Here is a 25,118-nt window from a genome sequence, read left to right as displayed (position 1 = left end):
ATATAAACTAAACAACATCTTTCGTTATAATACAAATAATAAATAATGAATCACCAAATAGAAAAGAGGAAACAAAGTGAAGTCCATTTACATAACAGGTTATATGGGAGCAGGCAAAACAACAATTGGAAAAGCATTAAGTAAAGAGCTTGGTATTGCTGTTGTAGATACGGATCAAAAAATTGAAGAGCAGCAAGGGAAGGTAATTCGTGATATTTTTTCGGAAGAAGGGGAAGGCTCTTTCCGTCAATATGAAATTGACATGCTACGTTCATTGCCAACGAGTGACTTAATTATTACAACAGGTGGTGGAATCGTTGAACGCGTGGAGAACCGCCAGTGGATGAAAGAGAATGGAACTGTTGTGTATTTATATTGTGATCCATACGTAATCGCAGAGCGTCTTCGTGAAGATATAACGCGTCCTTTATTTCAAAAAGAGAATATAGAGGCGTTTGTAGCGAAATTTGAGAATCGCCGTTCTTTTTATGAAGAAGCGACGATACACATTGATACGACAAATAAAAGTGTGCAAGAAATTATGGAAGCGCTACGTCTTAAGATTAATGCATAAAAAAGTGGACATACTAACCAAGTAGAGGTGATGATATGTCTACTAATGATTATGTGCGTTTTGTAACGCAACAATTCGTATCGTATATGGATGCTCCAAAAGAGGATCGAAAGCAGCAAAAGCAGCAGCGTCGTGCTGAAAAAGCGCCTTTTTTAAATAGATGGTTTGGCATGATGCCACTTAGCGCTGCTTTGTTTTATCAAAAAGTAAAGAAGAAAAGACAAAAATCAAGTTAATAAAAATTGGAATGATTTACCGCTAGTAATTGTGCTAGGCGGTATAGTAAGATTTTTGAGACGAGTGTGTACTCGTCATCGATTCGACAGATAAACCTATAAAAATCCCCCTGTACATGTATTGTACAGGGGGATTTTTAGTGTGCGGTTTCTTTTTTTTCTGTTACCAGGTTTATTTTGTTACTTACCCAAACAAATCCTATGCCGAGGCAGATAGAAATACCCCAACCAACTGCGGTCATAATGGCCCTCATTTCGCCATATCCTTCTACTCCAAAAACAGAAATAAAATAGATCTTTAAACAGCTCTTTGCGATAAACTGGAGACCAAAAAATAGTGTTAAATATTGCAACGCTGGATATATGCGTTTGTCACGGTAAAGAGCGCGGCTTTCATTTCGGTCATGTCCTTGAAGTACCGCAATATCAGCTGCGAAATATAACATGAGTGGTTTCTTAATAAAGATTGTACAAATGACGATCAACCCAAGCACGATATGATAATATACATCGTTCCAAAGCATACGTTCAGCAGATCCAGATAGTAGATCTACAGTCGTATTTGTGATAAGAGTAGTGAGAATGAAGAATCCAGTCACATGGAACTGCTTCTCCTTTTTGAAGCAGTAGAGTGTATAAAGAATTCCCGGTACTGAGGAAATAAGCATCGCGTAATAAGGATCAATATGAGTTTTTGCGAATTTCCAAATGACAAAAGGAAAGACGAGATAAAAGATAAGATCGAATACAACTTTCTTATTTTGGTTCATGTTATGCCTCCTTAAGTAATAGGTCTATTTTACAATAGAATTTCTGAATATTGCACAAGATTAATTGATAATTGAAATCAAATTAAAATAATTTTAATTTAGTGTTGACTTTAATTTGATAACTTGTATATAATACAAATTGTAATCATTATAAATTAGAAATTAATCTCAATTAGCTTCAGGAGGATGAATATAGATATGACAAAACGTTTAGTAGGAAAACAAGCGCCAAGATTCGAAATGAATGCAGTAATGCCAAATAAAGAATTCAAAAATGTTAGCTTAGAAGAAAATATGAAAAATGATAAATGGACAGTATTATATTTCTATCCAATGGACTTCACTTTCGTTTGCCCAACAGAAATTATCGCATTATCTGATCGCTACGATGAGTTCGAAGATTTAGATGCAGAAGTAATCGGTGTTTCTACAGATACTGTACACACACACTTAGCGTGGATTAATACAGATCGTACGAAAAATGGTTTAGACGACTTACGCTACCCATTAGCAGCTGATACAAATCATGTTGTATCAAGTGACTACGGCGTGTTATTAGAAGATGAAGGAATTGCACTACGTGGATTATTTATCATTAGTCCAGAAGGCGAATTAATGTACCAAGTTGTACACCATAACAATATCGGACGTGAAGTAGACGAAGTATTACGTGTTCTTCAGGCATTGCAAACAGGCGGACTTTGCCCAGCAAACTGGAAACCAGGACAAGAAACTCTATAATTTGTAGATCATAGGAGGAATAAATAGAATGAAATTACGTGAGCAAATGCCATCATTAGAAGGGGCAACAGAAATTTTAAACGACGCAGTAACGCGTGAAGATTTAATTGGCGACAAGCCGACATTAATTCATTTTTGGTCTGTAAGTTGTTACTTATGTAAAGAAGCGATGCCAGAAGTAAATGAATTACGTGATGAGTATGACGACCGCTTAAACGTTGTGGCAGTTCATATGCCTCGTTCAGAAGAAGATTTAGACTTAGCAGTAATTGAAAAAATGGCAGAGAGCCACGATATTATTCAACCAATTTTAGTTGATAGCAAACATGCGATTACAGATGGATTTGAAAATAAATATGTTCCTGCTTATTATGTATTTGATAAAGAAGGAAAACTTCGTCATTTCCAAGCAGGTGGCAGCGGTATGCCAATGCTTCGCAAACGTCTTGAGCGTGTACTAAACGAAGCAAACGAAGCGTAAGTCATAGTTTAATAGAAATAAAAAGATTGCCCCTAGCGTGGTAATCTTTTTTATTATATAATAATTAAAACGCTTTCATTTTTAGTGTTTGTTCACAAAATTGACGAAAATTTACATTATTCCTATCGTCATGTTGTTTTATAATGAAACTAATCATCTATACATGAATACAATATTGTGAAATAAATAACATAAATAATCTATATAAATGTAAACGTTATCAAAAAAGAGAGGTGGAGACAATGAGTAAGTTTTTCTTCAATCATAATCCAGCAACAATAGAAGATGGAAGGCTTGTAGAGTATGCTGAAATTATTTATGGTGAAGGTGGTCGTTCTGTATTAGAAAATTTAATGGTGAAGGCATCTATCAGGTTGCGTGATCGTTATCCGCATAAATCTGACGAACAGATCTCTCATCTCGTAAATCAAGGCATACATGATATGTTTCAGAAATATGTGAAGGAGTAAGAGGAGCGAAAAGCTCCTCTTATTTATTTGTATAAGGATTGCTCCTCTAGCTGAAAATAAGGATGAATTTGAAAAGCTTAAGGGGTGAAAGAAATGAGCAATGGAATAGGACGTTCGAAAAAGAATCTTCCAACAGATGCAAATCATGTGAGTGCAAAAGATCGAGAGTATCAAAAGCGTATGACAGAAAAACAACAACAAGAGCATAATGACGGCAGAAAGTACAATGGGAAAATATAAGAAAAGCTCCTTCTGAAATGAAGGAGCTTTTTTCATGAAAGAAAATGATTAGCGGTAACATAGAAGAGACCACCGTTTATAATTTGCATCGTAATACGGGGTTCATATTGTTCCCTTAGTGCCTGCTTTTCGATTTCATAGCTCTCAGGAAGCTCTTCACTTTCTTCATAAAAACGGCTTAGAAGCTGTAAATCATGATTCCAACGCACTCTTGCTTCTTTCGCCCATGTATGATCATCTGCTGAAATAATACTCTTTAGTGCATCTTCTACTCGCTGTAATCCGCTTTGCGGTTTAATAATTGGAGAGAGTGTAAAACTGAAATCTGGTATTTTAGGTGTAAGGCGAATCTTTGCTAAGGTTTCATGAAAGTTTGTAATCATTGTTCCAGAAATCAGATGAATCCCTATGGAATGCAGCATATCTTTCTTTCGATCACATTGATAGGACACCTTTATATTAAGACCAAGCCATGGATGAAGTGGTGTATGTGTCGTACCGCTAGGAGTCACATCTTCGAATAAACGTATGTAGGAGCCAAGTTCCTTTGTTGTTTGAAAGATTTGATGCAGGCGAGGGGAGCCGTAGTGAATCAGCTCACCTTCGTCTTCGTCACTCTTGGAATCTGTAATAAGAGTAAGTCGCATCGGATTTGGTATGCCACCCGTTTTCTCAAGATAATGCCAATAGAAAGGACGATTCATTAATAATTTATCCATTTCGATTGTTAGCTGCACATCTAATAGATGTGGGGAACGCTGTAAAATTTCGCATTCATTCGCTTCAAAAAAGTTCCATAAATAATGATGAATTTCATGTTGCTGCATAGCCTTGCACCTCAGCTTCATTTCGCTTTGCAAAGTCGATAATAGACGTTAAGTTTTCCATCTTAATTCGGATCTCTCCTTCGCTCTTTGACTGCGCGAAAATTTCTTGAATATGAGCATCGATATTTTTCATATTAATTCGCGTTAAAATCTCATCAAGTTCACCGATGACCCGCTCGAATAAATTGATTTTTTCATACAGAAGTTTCAAAATATGCTCTTCAACTGTATGTTTTGTTGCTAAGTTATAAATATGAACATCATTTTTTTGACCAAGCCTGTGAATACGTCCAATTCGTTGTTCAAGCCTCATCGGATTCCATGGTAAATCGTAGTTAATCATATGACTGCAAAATTGTAAATTGATCCCTTCGCCGCCAGCTTCTGTTGCAATTAACACTTGTGCATGGTTTTGAAAAAGCTCTTTCATCCAATCTTTTTTTCCGCGTTTAAATCCACCGCGAAAAGGAACTGATGAAATACCGTGTTGTTTTAAAAACCATTGTAAATACATTTGCGTGGCTCTATACTCTGTAAAAATCACGACTTTATCATCAATTTCTTTTATAAGTTCTAATGCTTGATTGGCTTTTGAGTTAAAAGGGATATGGTTGATTTTATCCATTAGCACGTCAATATATGGATCTCGTATGTAATGTTCATTTTCTTTTTGTCTTTTTTCTACATGTTTTTTGAGTGAGTAATACACCGCTTCACGGCTACTACATACTTCTCGTTTCAAAGTTAATGATGAAAAGGCAGAAGTAAATGCATCTTGTCCTTTCCATTTTTCGATGGCGCTATACAAAGCTTGTTCTTCTTCGTTAAAATCAACAAATATTGTTCGGACGTGTCTTTTCGGCCAATCGATTCCTGTGTTATGTCGTCGATTTCGTACCATAACTTTGTTAATGAGCTCTTTTAAATCTTCATCGGACTCTGCTGATCGATTTTTAGAAGCATAATATTCTTCAAAGTTAGATTGATTACCTAAATGTCCTGGTTTCAATAAAGAAACAAGATTAAAGATTTCATCAATTCGGTTTTGAACAGGTGTTGCAGTTAGCAATAAACAAAATTTCTTTTTTAAACGTTGCGCAAATTCATAGTTTTTTGTTTTATTATTTTTGAGTTTATGTGCTTCATCAATAATGATGAGATCATATTCTAGATTTAAAACAATGTCACGATGCGGTGACCGCTTCGCTGTATCGATTGATGAAACAATAACGTCAGCTTGTTCCCATGAATAACTTTTTTTCTGAGCAACAGCAGGAATGAAAAACTTTGTATTGAGTTCATATGCCCACTGTGAAACAAGGGAGGCTGGAACGAGTATAAGCACCTTTTTTACAAGGCCGCGTACCATATATTCTTTTAAAATAAGACCGGCTTCAATTGTTTTTCCAAGTCCAACTTCATCTGCTAGTATCGCTTTTCCATTCATTTGTTCAATTACAGTTTGTGCGACTTCTAACTGATGAGGAAGCGGTGTGAAATGTGATAAATGTTTCGGTGCTTGTAAACCATCAAATGTAGGTACAAGCAATGATTTTTCTGTTTCATAGGCTAGATGATACAAGTCCCAATTTGTCCAAGGACCGTCTTCATCAATTCGTTTTAAAAAATTATTTTGCCATGTTCGATCTACGGAAATATCGACATTCATTGAGACTCTCCTACCTTCTGTAAAGTAAAACGATTCATGTTATCTCCGTTGTCTAAAATACTTTTCTTTTTAGTATTTTGTAGGGAAGATATTCTTACGTTTATAAGATGGAAAAATTCTAAATTATTTTTTATGCTAGAATATTGATGAAATAGATCGAAAAATGTTAGGATAATGGTGTGAAATGTATGGAATCTTTCGTATTTTATCCAAGAAAGTGCTTTTTTATTTACGCTTTCATAAAAAAACGGTATGAGATTCCGTATATCCTATCTTTTCAGAATCAAAAATGTTTAGATACGGGAAGCCAACTTTTATTGATTTGTCATAGACAGCATAAGGGGGAAAGAACATGATTACATTACAACGTACACCACTATTTGATGTATACGCGAAGTATGGTGGGAAAACAATCGACTTTGGTGGTTGGGAATTACCAGTTCAATTTTCAAGTATTAAAGAAGAGCACGAGGCTGTTCGTACAGCAGCGGGTTTGTTTGATGTGTCTCACATGGGAGAAGTAGAAGTAACGGGATCAGATAGTCTAGCATTTTTACAACGTGTTGTTACAAATGACGTTTCTACCTTAAAGGTAGGAGGCGCACAATATACAGCAATGTGTTACGAAAATGGTGGTACTGTAGATGATTTATTAATCTACAAACGTGGCGAAGAAGACTACTTATTAGTAATCAACGCATCGAATATCGAAAAAGATTACGAATGGTTAGCAAGTCATGTAATTGGCGATACGAAGGTAGTCAATGTTTCTAGTGAAATTGCGCAGCTTGCAATTCAAGGACCAAAAGCAGAAGGCATTTTACAAAAAGTTGTGTCAGAAGATTTAAAAGAAATCAAGTTCTTTAAATTTAAGAATCCTGTTCTTGTAGATGGTACACCTGCACTTGTATCTCGCACTGGTTATACAGGTGAAGACGGGTTTGAAATTTACTGTAAGAGTGAAGATGCTGCAAAAATTTGGGAGAAACTTCTTGAAGTTGGAGCAGAAGATGGTTTAAAACCATGTGGTTTAGGGGCTCGTGATACACTTCGTTTTGAAGCGACACTGCCGCTATATGGACAAGAACTATCGAAAGATATTACACCAATTGAAGCTGGTATTGGCTTTGCGGTAAAAACGAATAAAGAAGCAGATTTCTTTGGAAAAGAAACATTAAAAGAATACAAAGAAAACGGTGCACCTCGTAAATTAGTCGGTATCGAAGTGATTGAGCGTGGTATTCCGCGTACTCATTACCCTGTGTATATCGGAGAAGAGAAAATCGGGGAAGTAACAAGTGGCACACAGTCTCCAACGTTAAAGAAAAGCATTGGATTAGCACTAGTTGATGTAAAATACGCAGCAGTTGATACTGAAGTAGAAATTGAAATTCGTAATAAACGCGTTAAAGCAGTTGTCGTTCCAACACCATTTTACAAACGTTCAAAGTAACGGGGAGAGGGGTAGATTTCATGTTGCATCGTTATCTTCCAATGACAGAAGAAGACAAAAAAGAAATGTTACAAACGATCGGCGTTCAAACGATTGATGAATTATTTTCTGATATTCCAGAAAGTGTTCGTTTTAAAGGGGAATTAAACATTAAACAGGCGAAATCAGAACCAGAACTTTTAAAAGAACTGTCTGAGCTTGCTGGTAAAAATGCAAATTTAAAAGAGTATGCTTCCTTCTTAGGAGCAGGTGTATATGATCATTATGCACCAGTCATTGTTGATCATGTTATTTCTCGTTCAGAATTTTATACAGCTTATACACCATACCAACCAGAAATCTCACAAGGGGAATTACAAGCAATTTTTGAATTCCAAACAATGATTTGTGAGCTAACAGGTATGGATGTAGCAAACTCCTCTATGTATGATGGAGGTACAGCTTTAGCAGAAGCGGCGATGTTAGCAGCTGGTCATACTCGCAAAAAGAAAATTCTTGTCTCTAAAGCAGTTCACCCAGAATCAAGAGCAGTACTTGAAACATATGCAAAAGGTCAACATCTTGAAGTTGTTGAAATTGATCATAAAGACGGTGTAACAGATTTAGATGTATTACAAAGTGAAGTAGATGATACAGTCGCTTGCGTAATCGTCCAATATCCAAACTTCTTCGGACAAGTAGAAAGATTAACTGATATTGAGAAAATCGTTCATCAGCAAAAATCATTATTTATCGTTTCTTCAAATCCGCTATCATTAGGTGCATTAACACCACCAGGAAAATTTGGTGCTGATATTGTCATTGGTGATGCACAACCATTTGGTATTCCAACACAGTTTGGTGGACCACACTGCGGCTATTTCGCAACAACGAAAGCATTTATGCGTAAAATTCCAGGACGTCTTGTAGGGCAAACTGTGGATTCAGATGGAAAGCGTGGCTTCGTATTAACACTACAAGCTCGTGAACAACATATTCGTCGTGATAAAGCAACATCTAACATTTGTTCAAACCAAGCACTAAATGCATTAGCTGCTTCTGTTGCCATGACAGCGATTGGAAAACAAGGTGTAAAAGAAATGGCACGTCAAAACATTTCTAAAGCACAATATGCAAAACGTCAATTTGAAGCAAAAGGATTTAAAGTAACATTTGCTGGTCCATTCTTCAATGAGTTTGTTGTAGATTGCAAACGTCCAGTACAAGAAGTAAATGATGCATTAGTACAAAAGAATATTATCGGTGGTTATGACTTAGGCCGTGATTATAAAGAACTAGTAAATCATATGCTTTTAGCTGTAACAGAGCTTCGCACAAAAGAGGAAATTGACACACTTGTAAACGAAATGGGGGCTATCCAATGAAGAACCAAGACCAAGCACTTATTTTTGAAGTGAGCAGAGAAGGACGCATAGGATATAGCTTACCCCAGTTAGATGTAGAAGAAATAAAATTAGAAGATGTGTTTGAGAGCGACTATATTCGTACTGAAGACGCTGAGCTTCCAGAAGTATCCGAACTGGATATTATGCGTCATTATACAGCACTTTCTAATCGTAACCATGGCGTTGATTCGGGATTTTATCCATTAGGATCTTGTACGATGAAATACAATCCAAAGATCAATGAAAACGTGGCACGCTTCCCAGGATTTGCACATATTCATCCACTTCAGGATGAAAAAACAGTGCAAGGCGCAATGGAATTAATGTACGACTTACAAGAACATTTAATCGAAATTACAGGTATGGATACAGTAACGCTTCAACCGGCAGCTGGTGCACATGGAGAATGGACAGGATTAATGTTAATCCGTGCATATCATGAAGCAAACGGTGATTATAACCGTACAAAAGTTATCGTTCCTGACTCTGCTCACGGAACAAATCCAGCGTCTGCAACAGTAGCTGGATTTGAAACGATTACAGTAAAATCAAATAAAAATGGTCTTGTTGACTTAGAAGATTTAAAACGTGTTGTAAATGAAGAAACAGCAGCACTTATGTTAACAAATCCAAATACGCTTGGTTTATTTGAAGAAAACATTTTAGAAATGGCAGAAATCGTTCATAATGCAGGTGGTAAATTGTATTATGATGGTGCGAACTTAAATGCGGTATTAAGTCAAGCACGTCCAGGAGATATGGGATTTGACGTTGTGCATTTAAATCTTCATAAAACATTTACAGGCCCGCATGGCGGCGGTGGCCCAGGTTCTGGTCCAGTAGGTGTGAAAGCTGATTTAATTCCATTTTTACCAAAACCAATTTTAGAGAAGACAGAAAATGGTTATCACTTTAACTATGATCGTCCACAAGCAATTGGACGCGTGAAACCATTCTATGGAAACTTTGGCATCAATGTTCGTGCTTATACGTATATTCGTTCTATGGGTCCAGATGGACTGCGTGCAGTAACAGAATATGCTGTACTAAATGCAAACTATATGATGAGAAGATTAGCGCCATTCTATGATCTTCCATTTGATAGACATTGTAAGCATGAGTTTGTATTATCAGGTCGTCGTCAAAAGAAACTTGGTGTACGTACACTAGATATTGCAAAACGTCTGCTTGATTTTGGCTACCATCCACCAACAATTTACTTCCCATTAAACGTGGAAGAATGTATTATGATTGAGCCAACAGAAACAGAGTCAAAAGAAACATTAGATGGTTTCATCGATAAGATGATTCAAATCGCAAAAGAAGCAGAAGAAAATCCAGAAGTTGTACAAGAAGCACCGCATACGACGGTAATTAAACGTCTTGACGAAACGTTGGCTGCTCGTAAACCAGTTTTACGTTACAAAAAACCAGCTCCTGTACAAGTTTGAAAAAATACGAAATAAAAAGAACTCGCTATATGCGGGTTCTTTTTTTGTGAAGAAACGGTGCAGAGATTGTGAAAATAATGTAAAAAATTTATATATTTTATGTAAGAATGATGAAAAAAGGGGATTTCATAGGCTTTTTTGTTGAAAAAGTCAGTTTGATAAAATTGTGTATTTTTGTTAGAATTTTATTGAAATTAAGAGAATGGAATGAGAGGAAAATAACTCATTTTTACGTATATGTGAAATCACGAACAAGGTGGGGTGGGAGAATGAGCTATAAGTGTTATAGGATGGTGTACCATTTAGAAAATGGTAAAACCATTAAAGATATAAAGGAATTTTGTTATCGAGATCATGGAAAAATGTTAGAACGTGTAGCACATCGTGTGATGGATAACCGCCAAGTGACAGCGATTGATCAAAAAGGAACGATTATTTCAATAGCTTGTGAAGATATTATAAAGGTGGAACTTGATTACATAAAAGAAAGTTAACCTTGAGTCGTATCGAATTATTCGATAAAATATACTGTTGAATGGTTAAGTGAGGAGAGAGGAGTTTATTATGGGTAGTACAAGACACTTTTATATGTTCATTTTGGCATTTGTACTTGTTGTAGCGTTAACGGTATACTTAATTGTTGATAGTAGCTGGTACAATACGGTGCATCCGGCATTTCTTATTTTCATGTATGTAGGAATTGCGGTTGTTAGCTTCGGGATGAGAGATGAAATGTTAGAACGCTTTGAGAAGTGATACATATACAAAAGACCAACGTGGAAAATGTTGGTCTTTTTTTCTTGCCAAAAATAGGATGATGTGTATATACACAGTGGAGGGAAACATGAATATTATTATTTCAAACTCTTCACCGGATCCTATTTATGAACAAATTAGTAAGCAGCTCTGCGGCAGCTTATTCTAAATGGTGGTCTAAAAGGTGGGGATCAATTGCCGTCTATTCGTAGCTTAGCGAAAGAACTACAGATTAGTGTTATTACGACAAAGCGCGCGTATGAAGAACTAGAAAAAGAAGGGTATATTGAAACGGTTGCCGGGAAAGGAACGTATGTCTCCGTGCAAAATAACGAGCTCATACGAGAACAACGATTGCGTTTGTTAGAAAGTAAAGCGGAGGAATTGGTAAATGAAAGTAAGTTGTTGCAACTTTCACTTGAAGAGTTGCAACAAATGATTACGTTTCTATATAAGGGGGAATAAGCACCATGCTAGAGTTAAAAAATCTTTATAGTTTTTACATTGCCTCGTGGATATATTATGGGGTTCGTTGGACCAAACGGTGCCGGAAAAAGTACAACCATTAAAATGATTATGAACTTAGTAAGAAAAAACAGTGGGGATATTACGATTTTCGGTAAGGACAATAAAAAGGCTGAAAAAGAAATTAAGCAAAAGATCGGTTTTGTATACGATGAAAATCACTATTATGAAGAGTTAACATGTGAACAAATGAAGCGAATTATTGCACCGTTATATAAAAAGTGGGATGAAGTACAGTACCAATCGTATATGGGGCGATTGCAAGTGCCGACAGACAAAAAGATTAAGCAGTTATCAAAAGGGATGAAAATGAAATTTGCGATTACAATGGCGCTCTCTCATCATGCAGAACTCATCATTATGGATGAACCAACATCAGGTTTAGATCCAGTTGTCCGTAGTGAATTGCTTGATATACTGCAAGAAATTGTAATGGAAGAAGAAGTATCTGTATTATTCTCGACGCACATTACAACAGACTTAGAGCGCATTGCCGATTACATTACGTTTATTAACGAAGGAGAAATCGTCTTTACGGGAGAAAAAGACGGAATATTAGATACTCATGTAATCGTAAAAGGCAGTAATGACTTATTAGATCCTGAAGGAAAAGAACTCTTTATCGGGTTACGTAAAAATAAATTTGGCTTTGAAGGATTGGCGAAGGATAAACAAGCGATTGAAGATTGGTTTGGGAACGAAGTTGTGCTAGAAAAACCGACTTTAGATGACATTGTTGTGTATACGGCGAAGGGGAGAGGTGCTTATGCGTCAGCTCGTATATAAGGATTTGCTCTTTTTTTATAAAATTTGTATAGGTTATTTTGTTTTACCTATTATACTCTTTTCTTTTGATTCGGAAGGAGAAGTCGCATTTATTATGAGTTGTGGATTTATAGCAATGTTTTCGTTTGGAACAGTCAAATTTATGGATCAAAAAAACAAAAGTGAAATGATTTTAAATAGTTTACCGTTAGAACGAAAGGATATTATCATAGCTAAATATATTTCCTGTGCAATATTTATTGTAGTGGGAATGATGATGACAACAGCAGTCGTCTTGAGTGGGAGAGGAATTGCTTCAATTGGTGACATTGGTGTTTATCATCCGAATTTAAGTATTGAAGTTCCATGGTATGTGGTTATTAGAAGCATTGTAGTAGCTTTTCTATATTTCGCGATTTTTCTACCTATTGAGTATAGTAGGAAGGCGAAGCGCAAAGGAATAGCAGGTGTAATATCTGCATTAGCAGCAGCAATTCCAGTGTGTATTAGTTTTTGGATAGGTGATGACTCAGCTAGTGTAAAAGAGCCATTTGGTGATTGGATTCTGAATTTGTCACATATCGGTATTGTTATAGCAGGCGGAATTGTATTAGCGAGTATATATATAATTTCTATGTTTATTACCATTAAGCTCTATAAAAAACGTGATATATAAAAAGGGGGATATGTATGAAACAGTTGATTTGGAAAGAATTTTTTTACAGAAGAAGCTATGGCTCGTATATTGTCTGATTCCTATTTTCTCCTTTTTGAGAAATTCTAATGAACCATTTGGAATCGCAATAGGTTGTTTTTTTACATGCAGTATGATTTTATTTATTTCTTTATATTTTGAAGATAAAAGCAAAGTAGAAAAGGTGCTAGCGAGTTTACCAGTTACGCGGAAGGACATCGTTATAGCAAAATACATATCAAGCGTACTCTTTATTATACTAGGGATGATTATAACATATGTGGTAGCGATACTAGTAAATAGTCTTTTGAATCAACCTGTAAACATTCCAGAATATGCTATATTTTCAGCGGGGGTGGCGGCGTTTATTTATAGCTTAGTCGCACTACCTATCAAATATATGGGTGGTTATGAGGCTGTTAGTTTATTAAATGTTATCTTAATATTTCCGCTTGTAGGAATTCTTGATTTTGTTTGTAATGTTCTCGGCAATAAAGCAATTATGCTAAAAGTTTTTCATTCTGAGGATCTTATAGTAGTTATGGGCACAATTGGTATCGGGGTGTTGGTCGTATATATAATGTCTGTGTTTTTTTCAATCAAAGTTTTTCAAGAGAAAGAGTTATAAGCAAGTTTGCTTGTACGCCAGGAGGTGTGAAAAAGAATGCAACAACTAGTCTTAAAAGATTTACTATTGCAAAGGAAACTTGTTGTTCTCTATCTTGCGTATGCGTTCTTCCTGTTATTAATCAATTTTAATAATGATGCCCTTTTAACGATATGTTGCATGACCATACCATTCATTGGAACAATAGTATCCGTAGGTCATGAAGTGAAAAATGAGAGTGAAATCATATTAAATAGCTTGCCATTTCAGCGTGAAGAGATTGTTATAGCAAAGTACATATTAGCGAGTATATTGATTGTGATAGGCATTATTCTATCATTTCTTATCGGATTGATTCAGCATCAACTTGGAACATTGGATATGAATGGAATGATGATGTGGGGAGCAATGCTTGGAGGAATTGTCGGGGCGATTCTTTATGTAAGTATTGCCTTGCCTATCGGATTTGGAATGGGACATATTAGTTCAAAATATATTGCTCTTTTTGTAGGAACAATATTTGCTTTTTCGAGTGGAATGATAGTGAAAAATTTATGGATGAATGTAGAAAATCAGTGGAGTTCTAGTCTATTCGTAAATGCAATCCTTTTAACTGGAATTTTTCTTATTTATGTTGCATCTATGGTTTTATCGGTTAGTTTATATAAAGAGCGTGATTTATAAAAGAAGGAGGGGATTTGGATGAAGCAACTTATCATAAAAGATTTTATCGTACAATGGAAAATTTTAGTTTGGTATTTTTTGTACCCCTTTTTATTATATTCAGCAACTAAAGATAGTCACAGTGTATTCGCATTTATGACAGTTATTATTCCAATTATGGTGATGGTGAGAACTTTTTATAGTGATGAAAAAAATAAAAGTGAAAAGATATTTAATAGTCTACCGGTATCTAGAAAACAAATTGTATTGGCAAAGTATATATTCGCACTTGTAATTCTCATAATAAGTGTCATAATTGCTTACTTTACAGTGGGTATACAGTTGAAAGCAGAGAATGCAGAGTTTATAAAAACAACAGTTTTTCCTAGTATTAGTCTTATTTTAATTTTTTTAAGCTTAGTCCTGCCGGTATACTTTATGCTCGGTTATCAGAAAACGTTTATTATTGCCTTTTTTATTTTAATAGCACCGATATTTATTCTGGAGTTTTTCTTTAAAATAAATATAGAGAAGGTGAACTTACATAGTGGTTTCTTATACATGGGTGCAACTTGTATGTTGGTTTTATCAATGTTAGTTTGTACGAAATTATATGAGCGACGAGAAATATAGAGAGGAAGGGATAATGGTGAAAATTATCGGTAGCCTTTTTATAATTGTTGGATTTCTCCTCATTATTGGAATCGGAATAGGAACAACATTACATGTCATTCTTTCATCTATTTCAGTTCCAATCTGTCTGTTATTCGGAACAGTTTTCGTAACAACAGGAAATATCATTAGAAAAAAGACAAACGCACAGTATAAAAGGTGTCTCATCACAAGACACCTTTCTTCAATAAGAGAAATAAGAGAAGAGTAACTTATAAACTGAAACGGTGCTTGGCATATCTTTTGGTATATGTAATATAAGGCTGAAACATATAACAAAGAAAAGAAATAAGAAGAACAACAATAGGATATGTTTATGTATGGAATTTTGCATATAATCAGCTCCTTTTTTTGTAGTATGTCCAAATGGAGAGAGGATATAGTTGGAGTTTAAAAATTTTAAAGGAGAGGTGCATAGTGAGGAAGCAAACAGTAAAAGGAAGAATACTACGGGGGTTTGGAGTGGTCTTATTTGTCTGGGGACTTATTATGCTTAATATTATTTCAGATATAGTTGTATTCGAGAACGTGAATAAGAGCGTAGGTGGGGGAGTTCTTATCCTTGGAACCATATGTCTTATCGCGTCCAATTTCTTTAGAGAATCAAAAAATGCTAATCATTAAACATGAAAAAGACAGTTACTCCTTTTCGGAAGAACTGTCTTTTTGGTAATTTATTCCAAAACTTAGCGGTACTCCAAATAATAATAATTGTAATGGAGGCAATGATCGACCAGGCGATGGATGCAACTTCAAGTGCCATACTTGGAAGGAAAGTAAGAACAGAAACTACTTTATGAAAAAGCCATTCAATTATATGGAATGTTATTTGTAACAGAATAACGATTCCAATTGTAATTCCTGTTATAATTTATTTCCCCTTTTATTTCCACATGACACTCACCTCATATTAGCTTAATAATTTTAAGCCAACTGCACCGCATAGAATGCAGCTTAAGAAGGCAAGGCGACGCCAATCAGCTGATTCACGGAATATAAGAATACCTAGAAGGGCACTTCCCGCAGTTCCGATTCCGGTCCAAATTGCGTAAGCTGTTCCCATCGGTAATGAGTCCATTGCAAGTGATAAGAAAAAGAAGCTTACGCCAAAGTTGGCGATTAAAATAAGTTTTGGTGCCCAGCCTTTCTTTTCGTTAGCTATCTTCATAAACAGTACACCAACGATTTCACAAATACCAGCAATAATTAAAAATACCCATGCCATTTTATGCGGCCTCCTTCTCTTCTTGCTCACCCGTTACTCGTTTCAATCCAATAACGCCAAAGAAGATTAAACCGATAAATAAGATTTTTGTAATGGAAAAAGGCTCCCCGAAAATGAAGATTTCTGTAAGAACGATTCCACCAGCTCCGATTCCCGTAAAAACAGCGTATACAGTTCCAACGGGTAAGTCTTTATAAGCTTTAAACAAGAGGGCGAAACTAATTGCGATTATAAGGGCAACACCAATCCATTCAAGAGGTGTTGATGCGTGCTTTAGTCCGATCACCCAAAAAATTTCAATCATACCAGCTAAAATTACATAAAACCATGCCATATATTGTCTCTCCTTCCTACCAGTCGTTAGGTAAAGGGTTGAAAAACGACGCATTGCTATTTGCAATCCGTCAGTTTGAAAGGCCGCGCCAAAATACTTTCCAAGAGGCGTTTAAGCGGGTCTCAAAGCGATTTAAACCTGCGTATAATAGTTCAACCATAAGGCCATCCAGTAAGCATAGATAAGCCTCTAAAGCGTCTGTTATTTCAATGTTATGCAGTTCACCTTGTTCATTTGCTCGTTTAAATACAGGAAATAAAAGTTTTCCAATATTTTCAATGTGAGCATTTGCTTTTTCGATAATTTGTTCGCGAAATGCATCAGGTGGAAAATAAGAAGTGCGTAACCAAAACATTGATTCTTCACTTTCGCCAAATCGTTTTGCGTAACCTTTTAATAAATTTACGAGTAAGACTTCAGTAGATGATTCTGAAAAGAGTTCTATATCATCTGTAAAGCACTGTAAATCTTTTTGCAGGGCTGCTTCTAAGCAGATGAAATATAATTCTTCTTTTCCTTTAAAGTGTGCGTAAATCGATGGTTTTTTAATCCCGACCTCTTGAGCAATATTTGCTAATGAAGTCCCTTCATAGCCGTAGCGTGCGAAATGAGAAAGTGCTACAGCTTTAATGCGGTTTGCTGTCATCTCCATCCCCTACCTACCGTTTGTTAGGTTTATTATAAAAGATAGTAAAAATAAAGTCAATAAGTTAGATGAACTAAAAAGGAGTACCTCATTTGGTACTCTTTAAACAGTTTGTCTTTCAATTAAATGGAAAGGGAGTTCTTCTGAGTGGCCTATAATTTGTTCGTTCTGTATTTGTTTATAAAATAAAGAAAAGGCACCTGCTCCCATTGTTAAGCCTGGATGTTCAATTGTTGTAATCTCTAATGCTCCTGAAATTTCATGATTATCAAAACCGAGAATGGCTAAATCTTCTGGCACACGTAGTCCTTGTTTTCTTGCTTCAGTTAGTAAGCCAGCAGCCACTTGATCATTAGCAGCAAATATAGCAGTTGGACGCTCTGTCATTTTTAGAATGCTGTGCAAAACTTTTGCACCATCTTGCATATTGTAGCATTGATAAAACATCCACTCTGGCTGTATTTGTTTTTTAGCGGTATGAAGAGTGTCAGCAAATGCTTTTTCGCGTTGCTTTGTATTCACGCTTGTTTGTCTTGCTAAACAAACACCAATACGCTCATGGCCTTTACGCAGTAAATATTCTGTACCGATGCGAAATCCTTCGTAGTGATCAACATAAACAGATGAGATAAATGGGTGCTTCATTTTTTCGCAAGAAATAATAGGGGCAAATTTAGCGTAGGATTCAATAGCTTCCCAGGAGCTCGTACGGGAGCAAATAATCATGCCATCAAATTGCTTCATCTTCATCATTTCTAAAACGCGAATTTCCTCTTTGCTATCGTAATTTGTTTGACAGAGATTAATGTGATAGCCAGCAGCTAATGCTTCATTCCCAATCCCTTCAATAATCGTACTAAAGTAGGGTAAGTTGATAAAAGGAAGCATGACACCAATTGTGAATGTCTTTCCTTTGATTAAATGAACCGCATTTATATTTTTGGCATAATTTAATTCTGCAATAGCATCTAAAACGCGTTTTCGTTTTTCATCACTTACATAAGGATGGTCATTTAGCACGCGCGAAACCGTCGTTATGGATACACCAGCTGCTTGCGCAATTTGTTTTATATTCGCCATATGTATCACCTCTTAATACATTATAAAGGCAAATTGGCAAGAATGGAAAAATACTGAAAAAGGCTTGACCTGAAAAGCTTTTCACAATCTATGGTATAAATAAGGCGTTCTGTTATTCGCGTAACCTTTTCACTTGGGCGTAAGAGTAGCAGAAGTCTTTTTTTGTCTAAAAAGATGCGCTATGTCAAAATGTGTGAGAATAACGTGGAAAGTCTTCAAAGGGAGAGTGAACAGGCGAAGCGAATATGAACAACATATAAACGCTTTGTTCGTTAAGAGAGCGGCATGAAGGGGCGGAAACAAATTGAAAAAAAGGATCGTTTGTTTCGTGTTTTCTAGTGTTTTACTTAGCGCATGTTCTTTCCAGCAGACGATAAAAGAAGAAAAACAATTTGTGGGAAATGCAGATGCAACTGTGGATCGAGTATCTGATTCTATTTCGCTAAAGGATGCAAATAAATATTTTCCCGCTCCATTTAAATCTCCAACATTTTTACCGTACGAAAGTGTGCGTGATGTGAAAGCAGACGCGAGAGCGATTGGTAAACAGAAAGCTGTCTTAACGATTAAATATAAGCAACAGGAAAAAGGGCGGAAAGATTATGTAGAACTAACGGTAGCTAATTTTTCCTACAGCTTTCCGAGCATTGTGGAACAAAATCGATTTCAGGAACAACGGAAATTGAATAATGGTGCAGCCGCTTATTTCAAAAATAGGGACGAGTGGGAGCGTGGGGAAGAATTTGCAACGCTCATTTGGAAAGAGAAAGGGCTAGAGTACCAGTTGTTGTATCGTAATGTGGAATCACGAGATGAAGAAGTAGTAAAACAAAATTTATTATATATTGCTAACAATATGGAAGAAAAGAACTAGCTGGAAAATCAAGCTAGTTCTTTAGCATGTTATTTCTTTTTAATTTTACCTGTCCAAGATTTAAAGCCACCTTGTAGTTGGTAGAAATCTTTGTAACCTTGTTTTTTTAAATATTGAGCTGCACGACCTGTACGGAAGCCACTTTGACAATATAAATAAACCGGTTGGTCCAGGCGAAGCTCTTTGTAACGAAGACGGATTTGTGATAATGGAATGTTACGAGCACCTAAAATATGCCCCGCGTTAAATTCATCAGCTTCACGAATATCGATAAGTTGTGCTTTACGGTAACCAGCGCGAAATTCTTCTTCTGAAAGTGTTTTAATTAATCTCTTCTGATAGAAAAACATCCATGCAGAGTAGCCGATGAATGCTACGATTACGGCTAGTATAATAATCAAATTTGTTGACACGATTCTATCGCTCCCTTTTTTCTTATCCTACTTTCAATATTATAATGCCCATATGTATTTATGCAACAGATTCATGCGGTGATAAGAAGAAATTTCGTATTCTTTCACAAATTTTGTCGAATTTGATAGACTAGAGACTGTGAAAAATAATTGGTTATATGAGGTGCAGGATGGGAAAAGAAAAATGGTGTTATATTAACTCTGGTCAATGTTCACCGGCATTTAATATGGCGTTAGATGAATGCTTGTTAAATTGGCAAAGTGAAAAGAAAATGCCACCAACAATTCGTTTTTATGAATGGGAAGTGCCAACATTAACAGTGGGATATTTCCAGCGTGTAGAAAAAGATATTAATATGGACGTAGTGAATCAAAAAAAATATGGCTTTGTCCGTCGTCAAACAGGCGGTAGGGGTGTATTACATGATAGGGAATTGACATATAGCGTTATCGTGTCTGAGGATCATCCAAATATGCCAAAAACAGTGACTGAAGCTTACCGGATTATATCACAAGGGTTATTGGAAGGCTTTAAGGCGTTAGGATTAGAAGCATATTATGCGGTTCCGAAAACAGAGGCAGATCGTGAAAATTTGAAAAATCCACGTTCAGGTGTATGCTTTGATGCACCGTCTTGGTATGAAATTGTTGTTGAAGGACGAAAAATTGCTGGAAGTGCGCAAACGCGTCAAAAAGGAGTTATCCTGCAGCATGGTTCGATTCCACTAGAAATTGATTTAGATGAGCTGTATGATTTATTCTTATTCCCAAATGAGCGAGTGAAAGAGCGTATGAAGAGCATGTTTTCTTCTAAAGCAGTTGCAATCAATGCATTAACAGATCGCACGTTTACAATTGAACAGTTGATTGAAGCGTTCCATGCTGGATTTGAAAAAGGTTTAGATGTTGAGCTTGTTCCATATGAATTAACGGAAGAACAGCTTCAGGAAGTACAAACATTAGCAAAAGAAAAGTATGAAAGTAATGAATGGAATTATAAAAAATAAGGAGGTGGCATTTGCCACCTCCTTATTTTCTTTATAATAAATTAAGTACTTTTTCTACTTTGATTCCCTTGTCTTGTAAAGAACGAAGACGATTTACAACATCCATAATTTCTTTATCAAAAGTAACGCTAATACCTTGGTTTTGTAATTCTTCTTTTAAATTCTCAATAGAATCATCTATGTCGATGCCAAGCTCGTAATCCTGACATACTTCTATTGTCTTTTTCACAAGCTTCACATAATTTTCTTGTAGTTTTGAATTTGTTTCAGTTGGAGCTGTTTGTTTCGGTTTTGTAGGCATAGCCGTAACCGTTTCTTGCTTTGCAACTGGAGTAGCTATTTCTTTTTTTACAGGCGCTGGAGTAGATGCTGCTACAACCGTTTCTGAACGCACTGGCTTTGGCGCTGGTGCCGGAGTAGGCTTAGGAGTTACAACAGGCTCTTCAACACGTGTAACAGGTTTTGGAGCAGCTGTGACTACCCTAGGTGCTTCTACGACTACTTCTTTCTTCGGAGTAGTTTCTACAGGAGCTACTTCTTGCTCAACAGCCTCTTTATTTTCTTTACTCCACATAACGCGTTCAATTTCTAGGGAAACATTGTTTTTGTTCATTGCAGTTAATGTAACTTTACCAACTTCAGCGTTTCCAGTGAAATCGACAATTTTATAAATCACACTTTTGTTCCAATCTACGTTCCCGCTCAAAAATAATTCTTCGTTACATTTTGGCGTTAAGCCCTCGATTTTAATTTCTGCATTTACACCGTTTTCACTATATACCATAATTAGCGAAGCATTTACATCTTCATCTGCTAACATTAGTTCACGTACCATTTTGCCGGTGCGTACTTGCGTTTTCTTCTTAAGTGACATCAAATTTCCCCTCTCAAAAATTCAGTAATAATAAAAAAATCGTATAACGAAAAATAATTGCTCACGAAGAAATATGATACCGATAATAAAAGCATCACGTCAACAATTAACTTTAATTATTTTGCATTTTTCTTTTTTTCTTTATGAAATTTTTCAATTTGTAAAATTATACAGAAGAAAAACAGCCTTTTTGGAGGCTGTTAGAAGTTTACCTTTTGATACAAAATTTTATATAAAGCATAAAAAATGAGTGCTAATATTGCCCCTTGCCAAATTTGGAGTTGGAAGGAGAATAAAAACTTATCTAAAATGAGAAAGGCAAGAGCTAAAAAAATCACAAAAGATAGAATTTGATAAAATATAAAAATTTTCATTCTATACTTGGTTTGTTTTTCTGTAAATGCCTCGCGTTTAGAAATGCGTATGACTATTTTTAACATGAAAATGGCAAGCCAAAGTGCGGCGGCTATATAAATTAAATTGATATGAATTATACTTACTCGTGTATCTTCGATGAAAAAAGATCCAATGAATGCTGTTCCCGTTGTAAAAGCAAAATAAATCCCAAACATAATACTGGTCATAAAAATGAAGTTTGTAATAGTTTGCCAATGATTTCTTTTCGGTAAAGAAGCTATTAATTCATTACAGTACGCTTCTAAATCTGGACCGAAAATTTCGTGAGCATTTTTCTCATCTTTTTGACCGTCTAACATATGATTTAAGATTTCAAGTAATAATTCTTCAAGCTGAAGTTCAGGAACATTGGCGAATCCTAAATGGATGCGCATTCCTTCATAGACTTTTTTATTTTCTTCGGTTAATGATTCGCTTTTTTGTATATTCATTTTTGCTAAGTCTCTTGCGTTCATTTCACTCACTTCCTTTACAATTAAAAATTAATTCGTCTATAAAAAATTTTATAAACAAGATAAAAAGCAATAGCAAGCAATGCACCGATCCATGGGGAAAGTTGATAATTTAAAAACGGATGGTCTATAAAAAATAGGGAAATGACAATGAGTATAAACCACGGGCTTTGTTGAAAAATGAATGTTTTTATGCACTGCCAATTGCTCATAGGGGTGTTGAATAAATCTCCTTTGATAAAGTCAAATACAAAACGAATGACAAGATGTATAGCAATAATTATTACAAACACAAATATAAAATTTACATGTACAGATTGAAAGCGTTCGTTGTCGGAGAAGAAGGGCAAAATAAAAGCAGCAAGAGAATTGATAGCGAAAAATATAGCAAGTAAATAACTGCTCATAAAGGTTGGTGTGGCTATTTGCTGCCATTTATTTTGTTTTGGAAGAGCGGCGATAATTTCGTCACAGTAAGATTGTAAGTTGTGTCCGAAAATATCATAAGCATTTTTATTTTCTTCTTGTGCATCAAGTAGGTGATCTAAAATTTCTAGCAGTAGTTCTTCTACTTGCTGTTCTGGAATATTAGCTAATCGAATATACACTAGCATATCCCCATAAGCAGCTTCATTTTCTTCGGTCAATAATTTGCGTTTTTTATTGTTTAATTCAATCATGTCTTTAGCTTTCATGCTTCTCACTCTCCTTGTAATAAATGATTAACTGTCGTCGAGACCATTCCCCAGCTTTTTTTAAATTCTTCTAGCTGTTCAAATCCTTTATCTGTTACATGATAATATTTGCGCTTTGGCCCAAGGCTTGAAGCTTTTAATGTGCCAGCAATGAGTTTTTCTTTTTGCATTCGTAGCAAGAGGGGATAGATGCTGCCTTCACTTACGAATGTAAAGCCATGTTTATTTAATTTCGTACTTAGTTCATATCCATACACCTCTTCTTGGGAAATAATATATAAAATGCATCCCTCGAGCACACCTTTTAACATTTGACTGTGCATTATTTCACCACCTTCAGTTTAGGTAACTTGCTGTGCAAGGTAGTTGTTATCCAAATTATAACATTCAGTAACTTGCTACGCAAGTTACTGAAGTGGAAAACTTTGAACAGCTTTGTTATTGTTCATCCTAGAAGTAGGGAGGGAATGAGTATGAAGCCATTTATGCCAAAGCTCGTTTATTTTGAACGACTGTATCATGCTTTAAAAGATTTACCTTTGCCGAATTTGTCATTCGAATTGATACAGCATCGTTTGACAAAACCTGCAAAAAAAGTGATACAGCAACGTTATCCAAATAAAAAACTTGAAATGGATGAAGAGAAAAGAAAATATAAATGGGGACGATATGGAATTGGAAATATGTCTATCAAAAGGATGATGAGGCGAGATTAGAGGAAACGATAAGAGGGTATATTCAAGAATATTTTCCAGGTGGCGAAATTCAATATTTCACATAGGGGAATTTGTAAGTACTTTGCAGATTCTTTTTTATTTTGTATTTTTAGGCTTGTTTCCACCCTTGTCACGATATTCTTTCTGGTGTATCATTTTATTGATTGCTTAGTGCGGAAAACACAAAATGAAATTGGATGGAGGAAAACGATGCCTACCCCTAGTATGGAAGATTATATTGAACAAATTTATTTGTTGATTGATGAAAAGGGATATGCCCGCGTATCTGATATTGCCGAAGCGCTTAGTGTACATCCATCCTCTGTAACAAAAATGGTACAAAAATTAGATAAAGATGAATATCTAATTTATGAAAAATATAGAGGGCTTGTATTAACAACAAAAGGGAAGAAAATCGGGGAACGTCTTGTATATCGTCATGAATTATTAGAGCAATTTATGCGTATTATCGGTGTGGATGAAAGTAAGATTTATAATGATGTAGAAGGAATTGAGCATCATTTAAGTTGGGAAGCGATCGACCGCATTGGTGACTTAGTACAATACTTTGAGCAAGATGGACTTCGAATTGAGAATCTTCGCGGTGTTCAAAAAGCAAATGAAGAGCAAGGGAAGTAAAGGAAACGAAATAAGTTTCCTTTTTTTGTTTAGAGAAGGAAACGGCTTGATTTAAGTAGAATGTATAGAGAGATAAAAGAACGTTTCGTAAAAGGCGGGATAGGAATGAAAGCAATTATTTTTGACTTTGATGGATTAATTGTCGATACAGAAACAATCTGGTTCCAATCTTTTCAAGAAGTAATTCGCGAATATGGTGGAGATTTACCTCTAGAAGAGTTTGCGAAATGTATTGGAACAACAGATGAAGTACTCTATACATATATTGAACAACAATTGAAAGAGCAATTTGATAAGAACGTGCTAAAGGAAAAGGTTTGGACTTTACATCAAGAGAAAATGAAAATACCGGTCGCGCGTGATGGTGTGAAAGAATATATAGAAGAAGCAAGAGACCTTGGATTGAAAATCGGTTTAGCTTCTAGTTCTTCAAGAAAATGGGTAGTTGGATTTTTAGAAGGCTTAGGAATTCGGGAATATTTTGAAGTCATTAAGACACAAGAGGATGTAGAGAAAGTAAAACCCGATCCAGCATTGTATAGAGTGGCCATTGAAGAATTAGGTATAGAGCCTTCAGAAGCTGTAGTGTTTGAGGATTCATTAAATGGGTTAAAAGCGGCGCTTGCAGCAGGGTTAATATGTGTCGTTGTTCCAAATGAGGTTACAAAGGCGTTGCAATTTGAAAATTACCACCTTCGCTTAAGCAGTATGAAAGAAAAGAGTTTGACAGAAGTACTTCAATATGTGAGGGAGCGAGTGTAAATAAA

At 35.7% G+C, this 25,118-nt stretch carries 33 protein-coding genes and 5 pseudogenes; 24 read left to right on the top strand and 14 right to left on the bottom strand.

Translation table 11 applies throughout. The annotated features are described in order from the left end of the window. Nucleotides 1-76: 76 nt before the first annotated feature. Together AZF08_RS02785 and AZF08_RS02780 are read left to right on the top strand one after the other, a co-directional pair. Nucleotides 77-574 carry a shikimate kinase gene (locus AZF08_RS02785; protein WP_033672517.1) on the top strand — a complete coding sequence of 166 codons (498 nt, stop codon included), beginning with the start codon at nt 77-79 and terminating at the stop codon, nt 572-574. A gap of 35 nt (nt 575-609) precedes the next feature. After that, nucleotides 610-810 carry a YqzE family protein gene (locus AZF08_RS02780; RefSeq protein ID WP_033672516.1) on the top strand — a complete coding sequence of 67 codons (201 nt, stop codon included), beginning with the start codon at nt 610-612 and terminating at the stop codon, nt 808-810. 137 nt (nt 811-947) lie between these two features. On the opposite strand, the gene AZF08_RS02775 is transcribed toward AZF08_RS02780, so the two are convergent. Then, nucleotides 948-1,580: a VC0807 family protein gene (locus tag AZF08_RS02775; protein WP_033672515.1), complete on the bottom strand. Its 633-nt coding sequence runs from the start codon at nt 1,578-1,580 to the stop codon at nt 948-950. Between the two features lie 198 nt (nt 1,581-1,778). Here AZF08_RS02775 and AZF08_RS02770 point away from each other — a divergent pair, with 198 nt between their 5' ends. Both AZF08_RS02770 and AZF08_RS02765 read left to right on the top strand, forming a co-directional pair. Next, nucleotides 1,779-2,321: a peroxiredoxin gene (locus AZF08_RS02770; protein WP_033672514.1), complete on the top strand. Its 543-nt coding sequence runs from the start codon at nt 1,779-1,781 to the stop codon at nt 2,319-2,321. Nucleotides 2,322-2,349: 28 nt separating this feature from the next. Further along, nucleotides 2,350-2,802: a TlpA disulfide reductase family protein gene (locus AZF08_RS02765; RefSeq protein WP_033672513.1), complete on the top strand. Its 453-nt coding sequence runs from the start codon at nt 2,350-2,352 to the stop codon at nt 2,800-2,802. Between the two features lie 53 nt (nt 2,803-2,855). On the opposite strand, the pseudogene AZF08_RS32080 reads toward AZF08_RS02765, so the two are convergent. Further along, nucleotides 2,856-2,959: pseudogene (locus AZF08_RS32080) on the bottom strand (GTP pyrophosphokinase). A gap of 85 nt (nt 2,960-3,044) precedes the next feature. Here AZF08_RS32080 and AZF08_RS02760 point away from each other — a divergent pair. Further along, nucleotides 3,045-3,272 (top strand): hypothetical protein, encoded by a 228-nt coding sequence (locus AZF08_RS02760; RefSeq protein WP_033672512.1) that lies wholly within the window; start codon nt 3,045-3,047, stop codon nt 3,270-3,272. Nucleotides 3,273-3,365: 93 nt separating this feature from the next. Next, complete coding sequence (locus tag AZF08_RS30670) at nt 3,366-3,512, top strand: hypothetical protein (protein WP_063177227.1); 147 nt, start codon at nt 3,366-3,368, stop codon at nt 3,510-3,512. A 32-nt stretch (nt 3,513-3,544) separates the two neighbouring features. Here the strand turns inward: AZF08_RS30670 and AZF08_RS02750 are convergent, their stop codons facing one another. Continuing rightward, entirely contained in the window at nt 3,545-4,339 is a 795-nt protein-coding gene (locus AZF08_RS02750) for a YqhG family protein (RefSeq protein ID WP_033672511.1), read from the bottom strand. After that, nucleotides 4,326-6,008, bottom strand: a complete 1,683-nt coding sequence (locus tag AZF08_RS02745) for a DEAD/DEAH box helicase (protein ID WP_033672510.1) — start codon at nt 6,006-6,008, stop codon at nt 4,326-4,328. The genes AZF08_RS02750 and AZF08_RS02745 overlap by 14 nt, the downstream gene beginning before the upstream one ends. 352 nt (nt 6,009-6,360) lie before the next feature. Here AZF08_RS02745 and gcvT point away from each other — a divergent pair, with 352 nt between their 5' ends. From gcvT to AZF08_RS02680, 13 genes and pseudogenes are all read left to right on the top strand, one after another. Further along, nucleotides 6,361-7,461, top strand: a complete 1,101-nt coding sequence (gene gcvT, locus AZF08_RS02740) for a glycine cleavage system aminomethyltransferase GcvT (RefSeq protein ID WP_033672509.1) — start codon at nt 6,361-6,363, stop codon at nt 7,459-7,461. 20 nt (nt 7,462-7,481) lie between these two features. Beyond that, nucleotides 7,482-8,825 (top strand): aminomethyl-transferring glycine dehydrogenase subunit 1, encoded by a 1,344-nt coding sequence (gene gcvPA, locus AZF08_RS02735; RefSeq protein WP_033672508.1) that lies wholly within the window; start codon nt 7,482-7,484, stop codon nt 8,823-8,825. Beyond that, nucleotides 8,822-10,297 (top strand): aminomethyl-transferring glycine dehydrogenase subunit 2, encoded by a 1,476-nt coding sequence (gene gcvPB, locus AZF08_RS02730; protein WP_033672507.1) that lies wholly within the window; start codon nt 8,822-8,824, stop codon nt 10,295-10,297. The genes gcvPA and gcvPB overlap by 4 nt, the downstream gene beginning before the upstream one ends. Nucleotides 10,298-10,566: 269 nt before the next feature. Beyond that, on the top strand, nt 10,567-10,791 hold the full coding sequence (locus AZF08_RS02725) for a DUF3929 family protein (protein ID WP_033672505.1): 225 nt from the start codon (nt 10,567-10,569) through the stop codon (nt 10,789-10,791). Between the two features lie 70 nt (nt 10,792-10,861). Then, on the top strand, nt 10,862-11,053 hold the full coding sequence (locus tag AZF08_RS02720; protein ID WP_033672504.1) for a hypothetical protein: 192 nt from the start codon (nt 10,862-10,864) through the stop codon (nt 11,051-11,053). 88 nt (nt 11,054-11,141) lie between these two features. After that, nucleotides 11,142-11,518 (top strand): annotated as a pseudogene (locus AZF08_RS02715) (GntR family transcriptional regulator). Between the two features lie 21 nt (nt 11,519-11,539). Further along, nucleotides 11,540-12,364, top strand: a complete 825-nt coding sequence (locus tag AZF08_RS02710; protein WP_153019476.1) for an ABC transporter ATP-binding protein — start codon at nt 11,540-11,542, stop codon at nt 12,362-12,364. Beyond that, complete coding sequence (locus AZF08_RS02705; RefSeq protein WP_033672501.1) at nt 12,345-13,019, top strand: ABC-2 transporter permease; 675 nt, start codon at nt 12,345-12,347, stop codon at nt 13,017-13,019. The genes AZF08_RS02710 and AZF08_RS02705 overlap by 20 nt, the downstream gene beginning before the upstream one ends. A gap of 14 nt (nt 13,020-13,033) precedes the next feature. Continuing rightward, nucleotides 13,034-13,665: pseudogene (locus AZF08_RS02700) on the top strand (ABC-2 transporter permease). 36 nt (nt 13,666-13,701) lie between these two features. Then, on the top strand, nt 13,702-14,328 hold the full coding sequence (locus tag AZF08_RS02695; protein ID WP_033672499.1) for an ABC-2 transporter permease: 627 nt from the start codon (nt 13,702-13,704) through the stop codon (nt 14,326-14,328). 18 nt (nt 14,329-14,346) lie between these two features. After that, nucleotides 14,347-14,940 (top strand): ABC-2 transporter permease, encoded by a 594-nt coding sequence (locus AZF08_RS02690; RefSeq protein ID WP_033672498.1) that lies wholly within the window; start codon nt 14,347-14,349, stop codon nt 14,938-14,940. A gap of 13 nt (nt 14,941-14,953) precedes the next feature. Beyond that, on the top strand, nt 14,954-15,190 hold the full coding sequence (locus AZF08_RS02685) for a hypothetical protein (RefSeq protein ID WP_033672497.1): 237 nt from the start codon (nt 14,954-14,956) through the stop codon (nt 15,188-15,190). 206 nt (nt 15,191-15,396) lie between these two features. Next, complete coding sequence (locus tag AZF08_RS02680; protein WP_064504747.1) at nt 15,397-15,603, top strand: hypothetical protein; 207 nt, start codon at nt 15,397-15,399, stop codon at nt 15,601-15,603. Between the two features lie 15 nt (nt 15,604-15,618). On the opposite strand, the pseudogene AZF08_RS02675 reads toward AZF08_RS02680, so the two are convergent. From AZF08_RS02675 to AZF08_RS02655, 5 genes and pseudogenes are all read right to left on the bottom strand, one after another. After that, nucleotides 15,619-15,850: pseudogene (locus tag AZF08_RS02675) on the bottom strand (DUF3975 family protein). Between the two features lie 39 nt (nt 15,851-15,889). Further along, nucleotides 15,890-16,204: a DMT family transporter gene (locus tag AZF08_RS02670; RefSeq protein WP_033672496.1), complete on the bottom strand. Its 315-nt coding sequence runs from the start codon at nt 16,202-16,204 to the stop codon at nt 15,890-15,892. Nucleotide 16,205: 1 nt separating this feature from the next. Continuing rightward, nucleotides 16,206-16,538 (bottom strand): DMT family transporter, encoded by a 333-nt coding sequence (locus AZF08_RS02665; protein ID WP_033672495.1) that lies wholly within the window; start codon nt 16,536-16,538, stop codon nt 16,206-16,208. Nucleotides 16,539-16,608: 70 nt separating this feature from the next. Next, nucleotides 16,609-17,190: a TetR/AcrR family transcriptional regulator gene (locus AZF08_RS02660; protein ID WP_033672494.1), complete on the bottom strand. Its 582-nt coding sequence runs from the start codon at nt 17,188-17,190 to the stop codon at nt 16,609-16,611. A 96-nt stretch (nt 17,191-17,286) separates the two neighbouring features. Beyond that, nucleotides 17,287-18,264: a LacI family DNA-binding transcriptional regulator gene (locus tag AZF08_RS02655; RefSeq protein ID WP_033672493.1), complete on the bottom strand. Its 978-nt coding sequence runs from the start codon at nt 18,262-18,264 to the stop codon at nt 17,287-17,289. Nucleotides 18,265-18,592: 328 nt separating this feature from the next. Between AZF08_RS02655 and AZF08_RS02650 the strand changes: the two genes are divergently transcribed. Continuing rightward, nucleotides 18,593-19,138, top strand: a complete 546-nt coding sequence (locus AZF08_RS02650; protein WP_051725627.1) for a DNA polymerase III subunit delta — start codon at nt 18,593-18,595, stop codon at nt 19,136-19,138. 29 nt (nt 19,139-19,167) lie between these two features. Here AZF08_RS02650 and AZF08_RS02645 read toward each other — a convergent pair whose 3' ends face one another. After that, complete coding sequence (locus AZF08_RS02645; RefSeq protein ID WP_033672491.1) at nt 19,168-19,551, bottom strand: rhodanese-like domain-containing protein; 384 nt, start codon at nt 19,549-19,551, stop codon at nt 19,168-19,170. Nucleotides 19,552-19,721: 170 nt separating this feature from the next. Between AZF08_RS02645 and AZF08_RS02640 the strand changes: the two genes are divergently transcribed. Continuing rightward, nucleotides 19,722-20,558 (top strand): lipoate--protein ligase family protein, encoded by an 837-nt coding sequence (locus tag AZF08_RS02640; protein WP_033672490.1) that lies wholly within the window; start codon nt 19,722-19,724, stop codon nt 20,556-20,558. A gap of 31 nt (nt 20,559-20,589) precedes the next feature. Here AZF08_RS02640 and AZF08_RS02635 read toward each other — a convergent pair whose 3' ends face one another. From AZF08_RS02635 to AZF08_RS02620, 4 genes are all read right to left on the bottom strand, one after another. Then, complete coding sequence (locus tag AZF08_RS02635; RefSeq protein ID WP_033672489.1) at nt 20,590-21,432, bottom strand: hypothetical protein; 843 nt, start codon at nt 21,430-21,432, stop codon at nt 20,590-20,592. Nucleotides 21,433-21,632: 200 nt separating this feature from the next. After that, complete coding sequence (locus AZF08_RS02630) at nt 21,633-22,304, bottom strand: DUF1129 family protein (protein WP_033672488.1); 672 nt, start codon at nt 22,302-22,304, stop codon at nt 21,633-21,635. A 20-nt stretch (nt 22,305-22,324) separates the two neighbouring features. After that, complete coding sequence (locus tag AZF08_RS02625; protein WP_033672487.1) at nt 22,325-22,996, bottom strand: DUF1129 family protein; 672 nt, start codon at nt 22,994-22,996, stop codon at nt 22,325-22,327. Between the two features lie 5 nt (nt 22,997-23,001). Further along, a complete protein-coding gene (locus AZF08_RS02620; RefSeq protein ID WP_033672486.1) occupies nt 23,002-23,319 on the bottom strand; it encodes a PadR family transcriptional regulator in 318 nt (105 codons plus the stop codon). Nucleotides 23,320-23,499: 180 nt separating this feature from the next. On the opposite strand from AZF08_RS02620, the pseudogene AZF08_RS02615 reads away from it, so the two are divergent. The 3 genes and pseudogenes from AZF08_RS02615 to AZF08_RS02605 form a co-directional block, all read left to right on the top strand. Beyond that, nucleotides 23,500-23,777 (top strand): annotated as a pseudogene (locus AZF08_RS02615) (spore photoproduct lyase family protein); the annotation flags it as partial. Nucleotides 23,778-23,922: 145 nt separating this feature from the next. Beyond that, on the top strand, nt 23,923-24,351 hold the full coding sequence (mntR, locus tag AZF08_RS02610; RefSeq protein ID WP_033672485.1) for a transcriptional regulator MntR: 429 nt from the start codon (nt 23,923-23,925) through the stop codon (nt 24,349-24,351). A gap of 105 nt (nt 24,352-24,456) precedes the next feature. Then, on the top strand, nt 24,457-25,113 hold the full coding sequence (locus AZF08_RS02605; protein WP_033672890.1) for an HAD family hydrolase: 657 nt from the start codon (nt 24,457-24,459) through the stop codon (nt 25,111-25,113). Nucleotides 25,114-25,118: the final 5 nt, after the last annotated feature.

Source organism: Bacillus gaemokensis (assembly GCF_001590835.1).
GTDB classification, from domain to species: domain Bacteria; phylum Bacillota; class Bacilli; order Bacillales; family Bacillaceae_G; genus Bacillus_A; species Bacillus_A gaemokensis.
This window is presented reverse-complemented; position numbering and strand designations above follow the sequence as displayed.

Bases quoted from the DNA above. Each gene is read 5' to 3' on its own strand.
- AZF08_RS02780 (WP_033672516.1), top strand. From the start codon at position 610: ATGTCTACTAATGATTATGTGCGTTTTGTAACGCAACAATTCGTATCG.
- AZF08_RS02775 (WP_033672515.1), bottom strand. From the start codon at position 1,580: ATGAACCAAAATAAGAAAGTTGTATTCGATCTTATCTTTTATCTCGTC.
- AZF08_RS02770 (WP_033672514.1), top strand. From the start codon at position 1,779: ATGACAAAACGTTTAGTAGGAAAACAAGCGCCAAGATTCGAAATGAAT.
- AZF08_RS02765 (WP_033672513.1), top strand. From the start codon at position 2,350: ATGAAATTACGTGAGCAAATGCCATCATTAGAAGGGGCAACAGAAATT.
- AZF08_RS02760 (WP_033672512.1), top strand. From the start codon at position 3,045: ATGAGTAAGTTTTTCTTCAATCATAATCCAGCAACAATAGAAGATGGA.
- AZF08_RS30670 (WP_063177227.1), top strand. From the start codon at position 3,366: ATGAGCAATGGAATAGGACGTTCGAAAAAGAATCTTCCAACAGATGCA.
- AZF08_RS02750 (WP_033672511.1), bottom strand. From the start codon at position 4,339: ATGCAGCAACATGAAATTCATCATTATTTATGGAACTTTTTTGAAGCG.
- AZF08_RS02745 (WP_033672510.1), bottom strand. From the start codon at position 6,008: ATGAATGTCGATATTTCCGTAGATCGAACATGGCAAAATAATTTTTTA.
- gcvT (WP_033672509.1), top strand. From the start codon at position 6,361: ATGATTACATTACAACGTACACCACTATTTGATGTATACGCGAAGTAT.
- gcvPA (WP_033672508.1), top strand. From the start codon at position 7,482: ATGTTGCATCGTTATCTTCCAATGACAGAAGAAGACAAAAAAGAAATG.
- gcvPB (WP_033672507.1), top strand. From the start codon at position 8,822: ATGAAGAACCAAGACCAAGCACTTATTTTTGAAGTGAGCAGAGAAGGA.
- AZF08_RS02725 (WP_033672505.1), top strand. From the start codon at position 10,567: ATGAGCTATAAGTGTTATAGGATGGTGTACCATTTAGAAAATGGTAAA.
- AZF08_RS02720 (WP_033672504.1), top strand. From the start codon at position 10,862: ATGGGTAGTACAAGACACTTTTATATGTTCATTTTGGCATTTGTACTT.
- AZF08_RS02705 (WP_033672501.1), top strand. From the start codon at position 12,345: ATGCGTCAGCTCGTATATAAGGATTTGCTCTTTTTTTATAAAATTTGT.
- AZF08_RS02695 (WP_033672499.1), top strand. From the start codon at position 13,702: ATGCAACAACTAGTCTTAAAAGATTTACTATTGCAAAGGAAACTTGTT.
- AZF08_RS02690 (WP_033672498.1), top strand. From the start codon at position 14,347: ATGAAGCAACTTATCATAAAAGATTTTATCGTACAATGGAAAATTTTA.
- AZF08_RS02685 (WP_033672497.1), top strand. From the start codon at position 14,954: ATGGTGAAAATTATCGGTAGCCTTTTTATAATTGTTGGATTTCTCCTC.
- AZF08_RS02670 (WP_033672496.1), bottom strand. From the start codon at position 16,204: ATGGCATGGGTATTTTTAATTATTGCTGGTATTTGTGAAATCGTTGGT.
- AZF08_RS02665 (WP_033672495.1), bottom strand. From the start codon at position 16,538: ATGGCATGGTTTTATGTAATTTTAGCTGGTATGATTGAAATTTTTTGG.
- AZF08_RS02660 (WP_033672494.1), bottom strand. From the start codon at position 17,190: ATGGAGATGACAGCAAACCGCATTAAAGCTGTAGCACTTTCTCATTTC.
- AZF08_RS02655 (WP_033672493.1), bottom strand. From the start codon at position 18,264: ATGGCGAATATAAAACAAATTGCGCAAGCAGCTGGTGTATCCATAACG.
- AZF08_RS02640 (WP_033672490.1), top strand. From the start codon at position 19,722: ATGGGAAAAGAAAAATGGTGTTATATTAACTCTGGTCAATGTTCACCG.
- AZF08_RS02635 (WP_033672489.1), bottom strand. From the start codon at position 21,432: ATGTCACTTAAGAAGAAAACGCAAGTACGCACCGGCAAAATGGTACGT.
- AZF08_RS02630 (WP_033672488.1), bottom strand. From the start codon at position 22,304: ATGAACGCAAGAGACTTAGCAAAAATGAATATACAAAAAAGCGAATCA.
- AZF08_RS02625 (WP_033672487.1), bottom strand. From the start codon at position 22,996: ATGAAAGCTAAAGACATGATTGAATTAAACAATAAAAAACGCAAATTA.
- AZF08_RS02620 (WP_033672486.1), bottom strand. From the start codon at position 23,319: ATGCACAGTCAAATGTTAAAAGGTGTGCTCGAGGGATGCATTTTATAT.
- mntR (WP_033672485.1), top strand. From the start codon at position 23,923: ATGCCTACCCCTAGTATGGAAGATTATATTGAACAAATTTATTTGTTG.
- AZF08_RS02605 (WP_033672890.1), top strand. From the start codon at position 24,457: ATGAAAGCAATTATTTTTGACTTTGATGGATTAATTGTCGATACAGAA.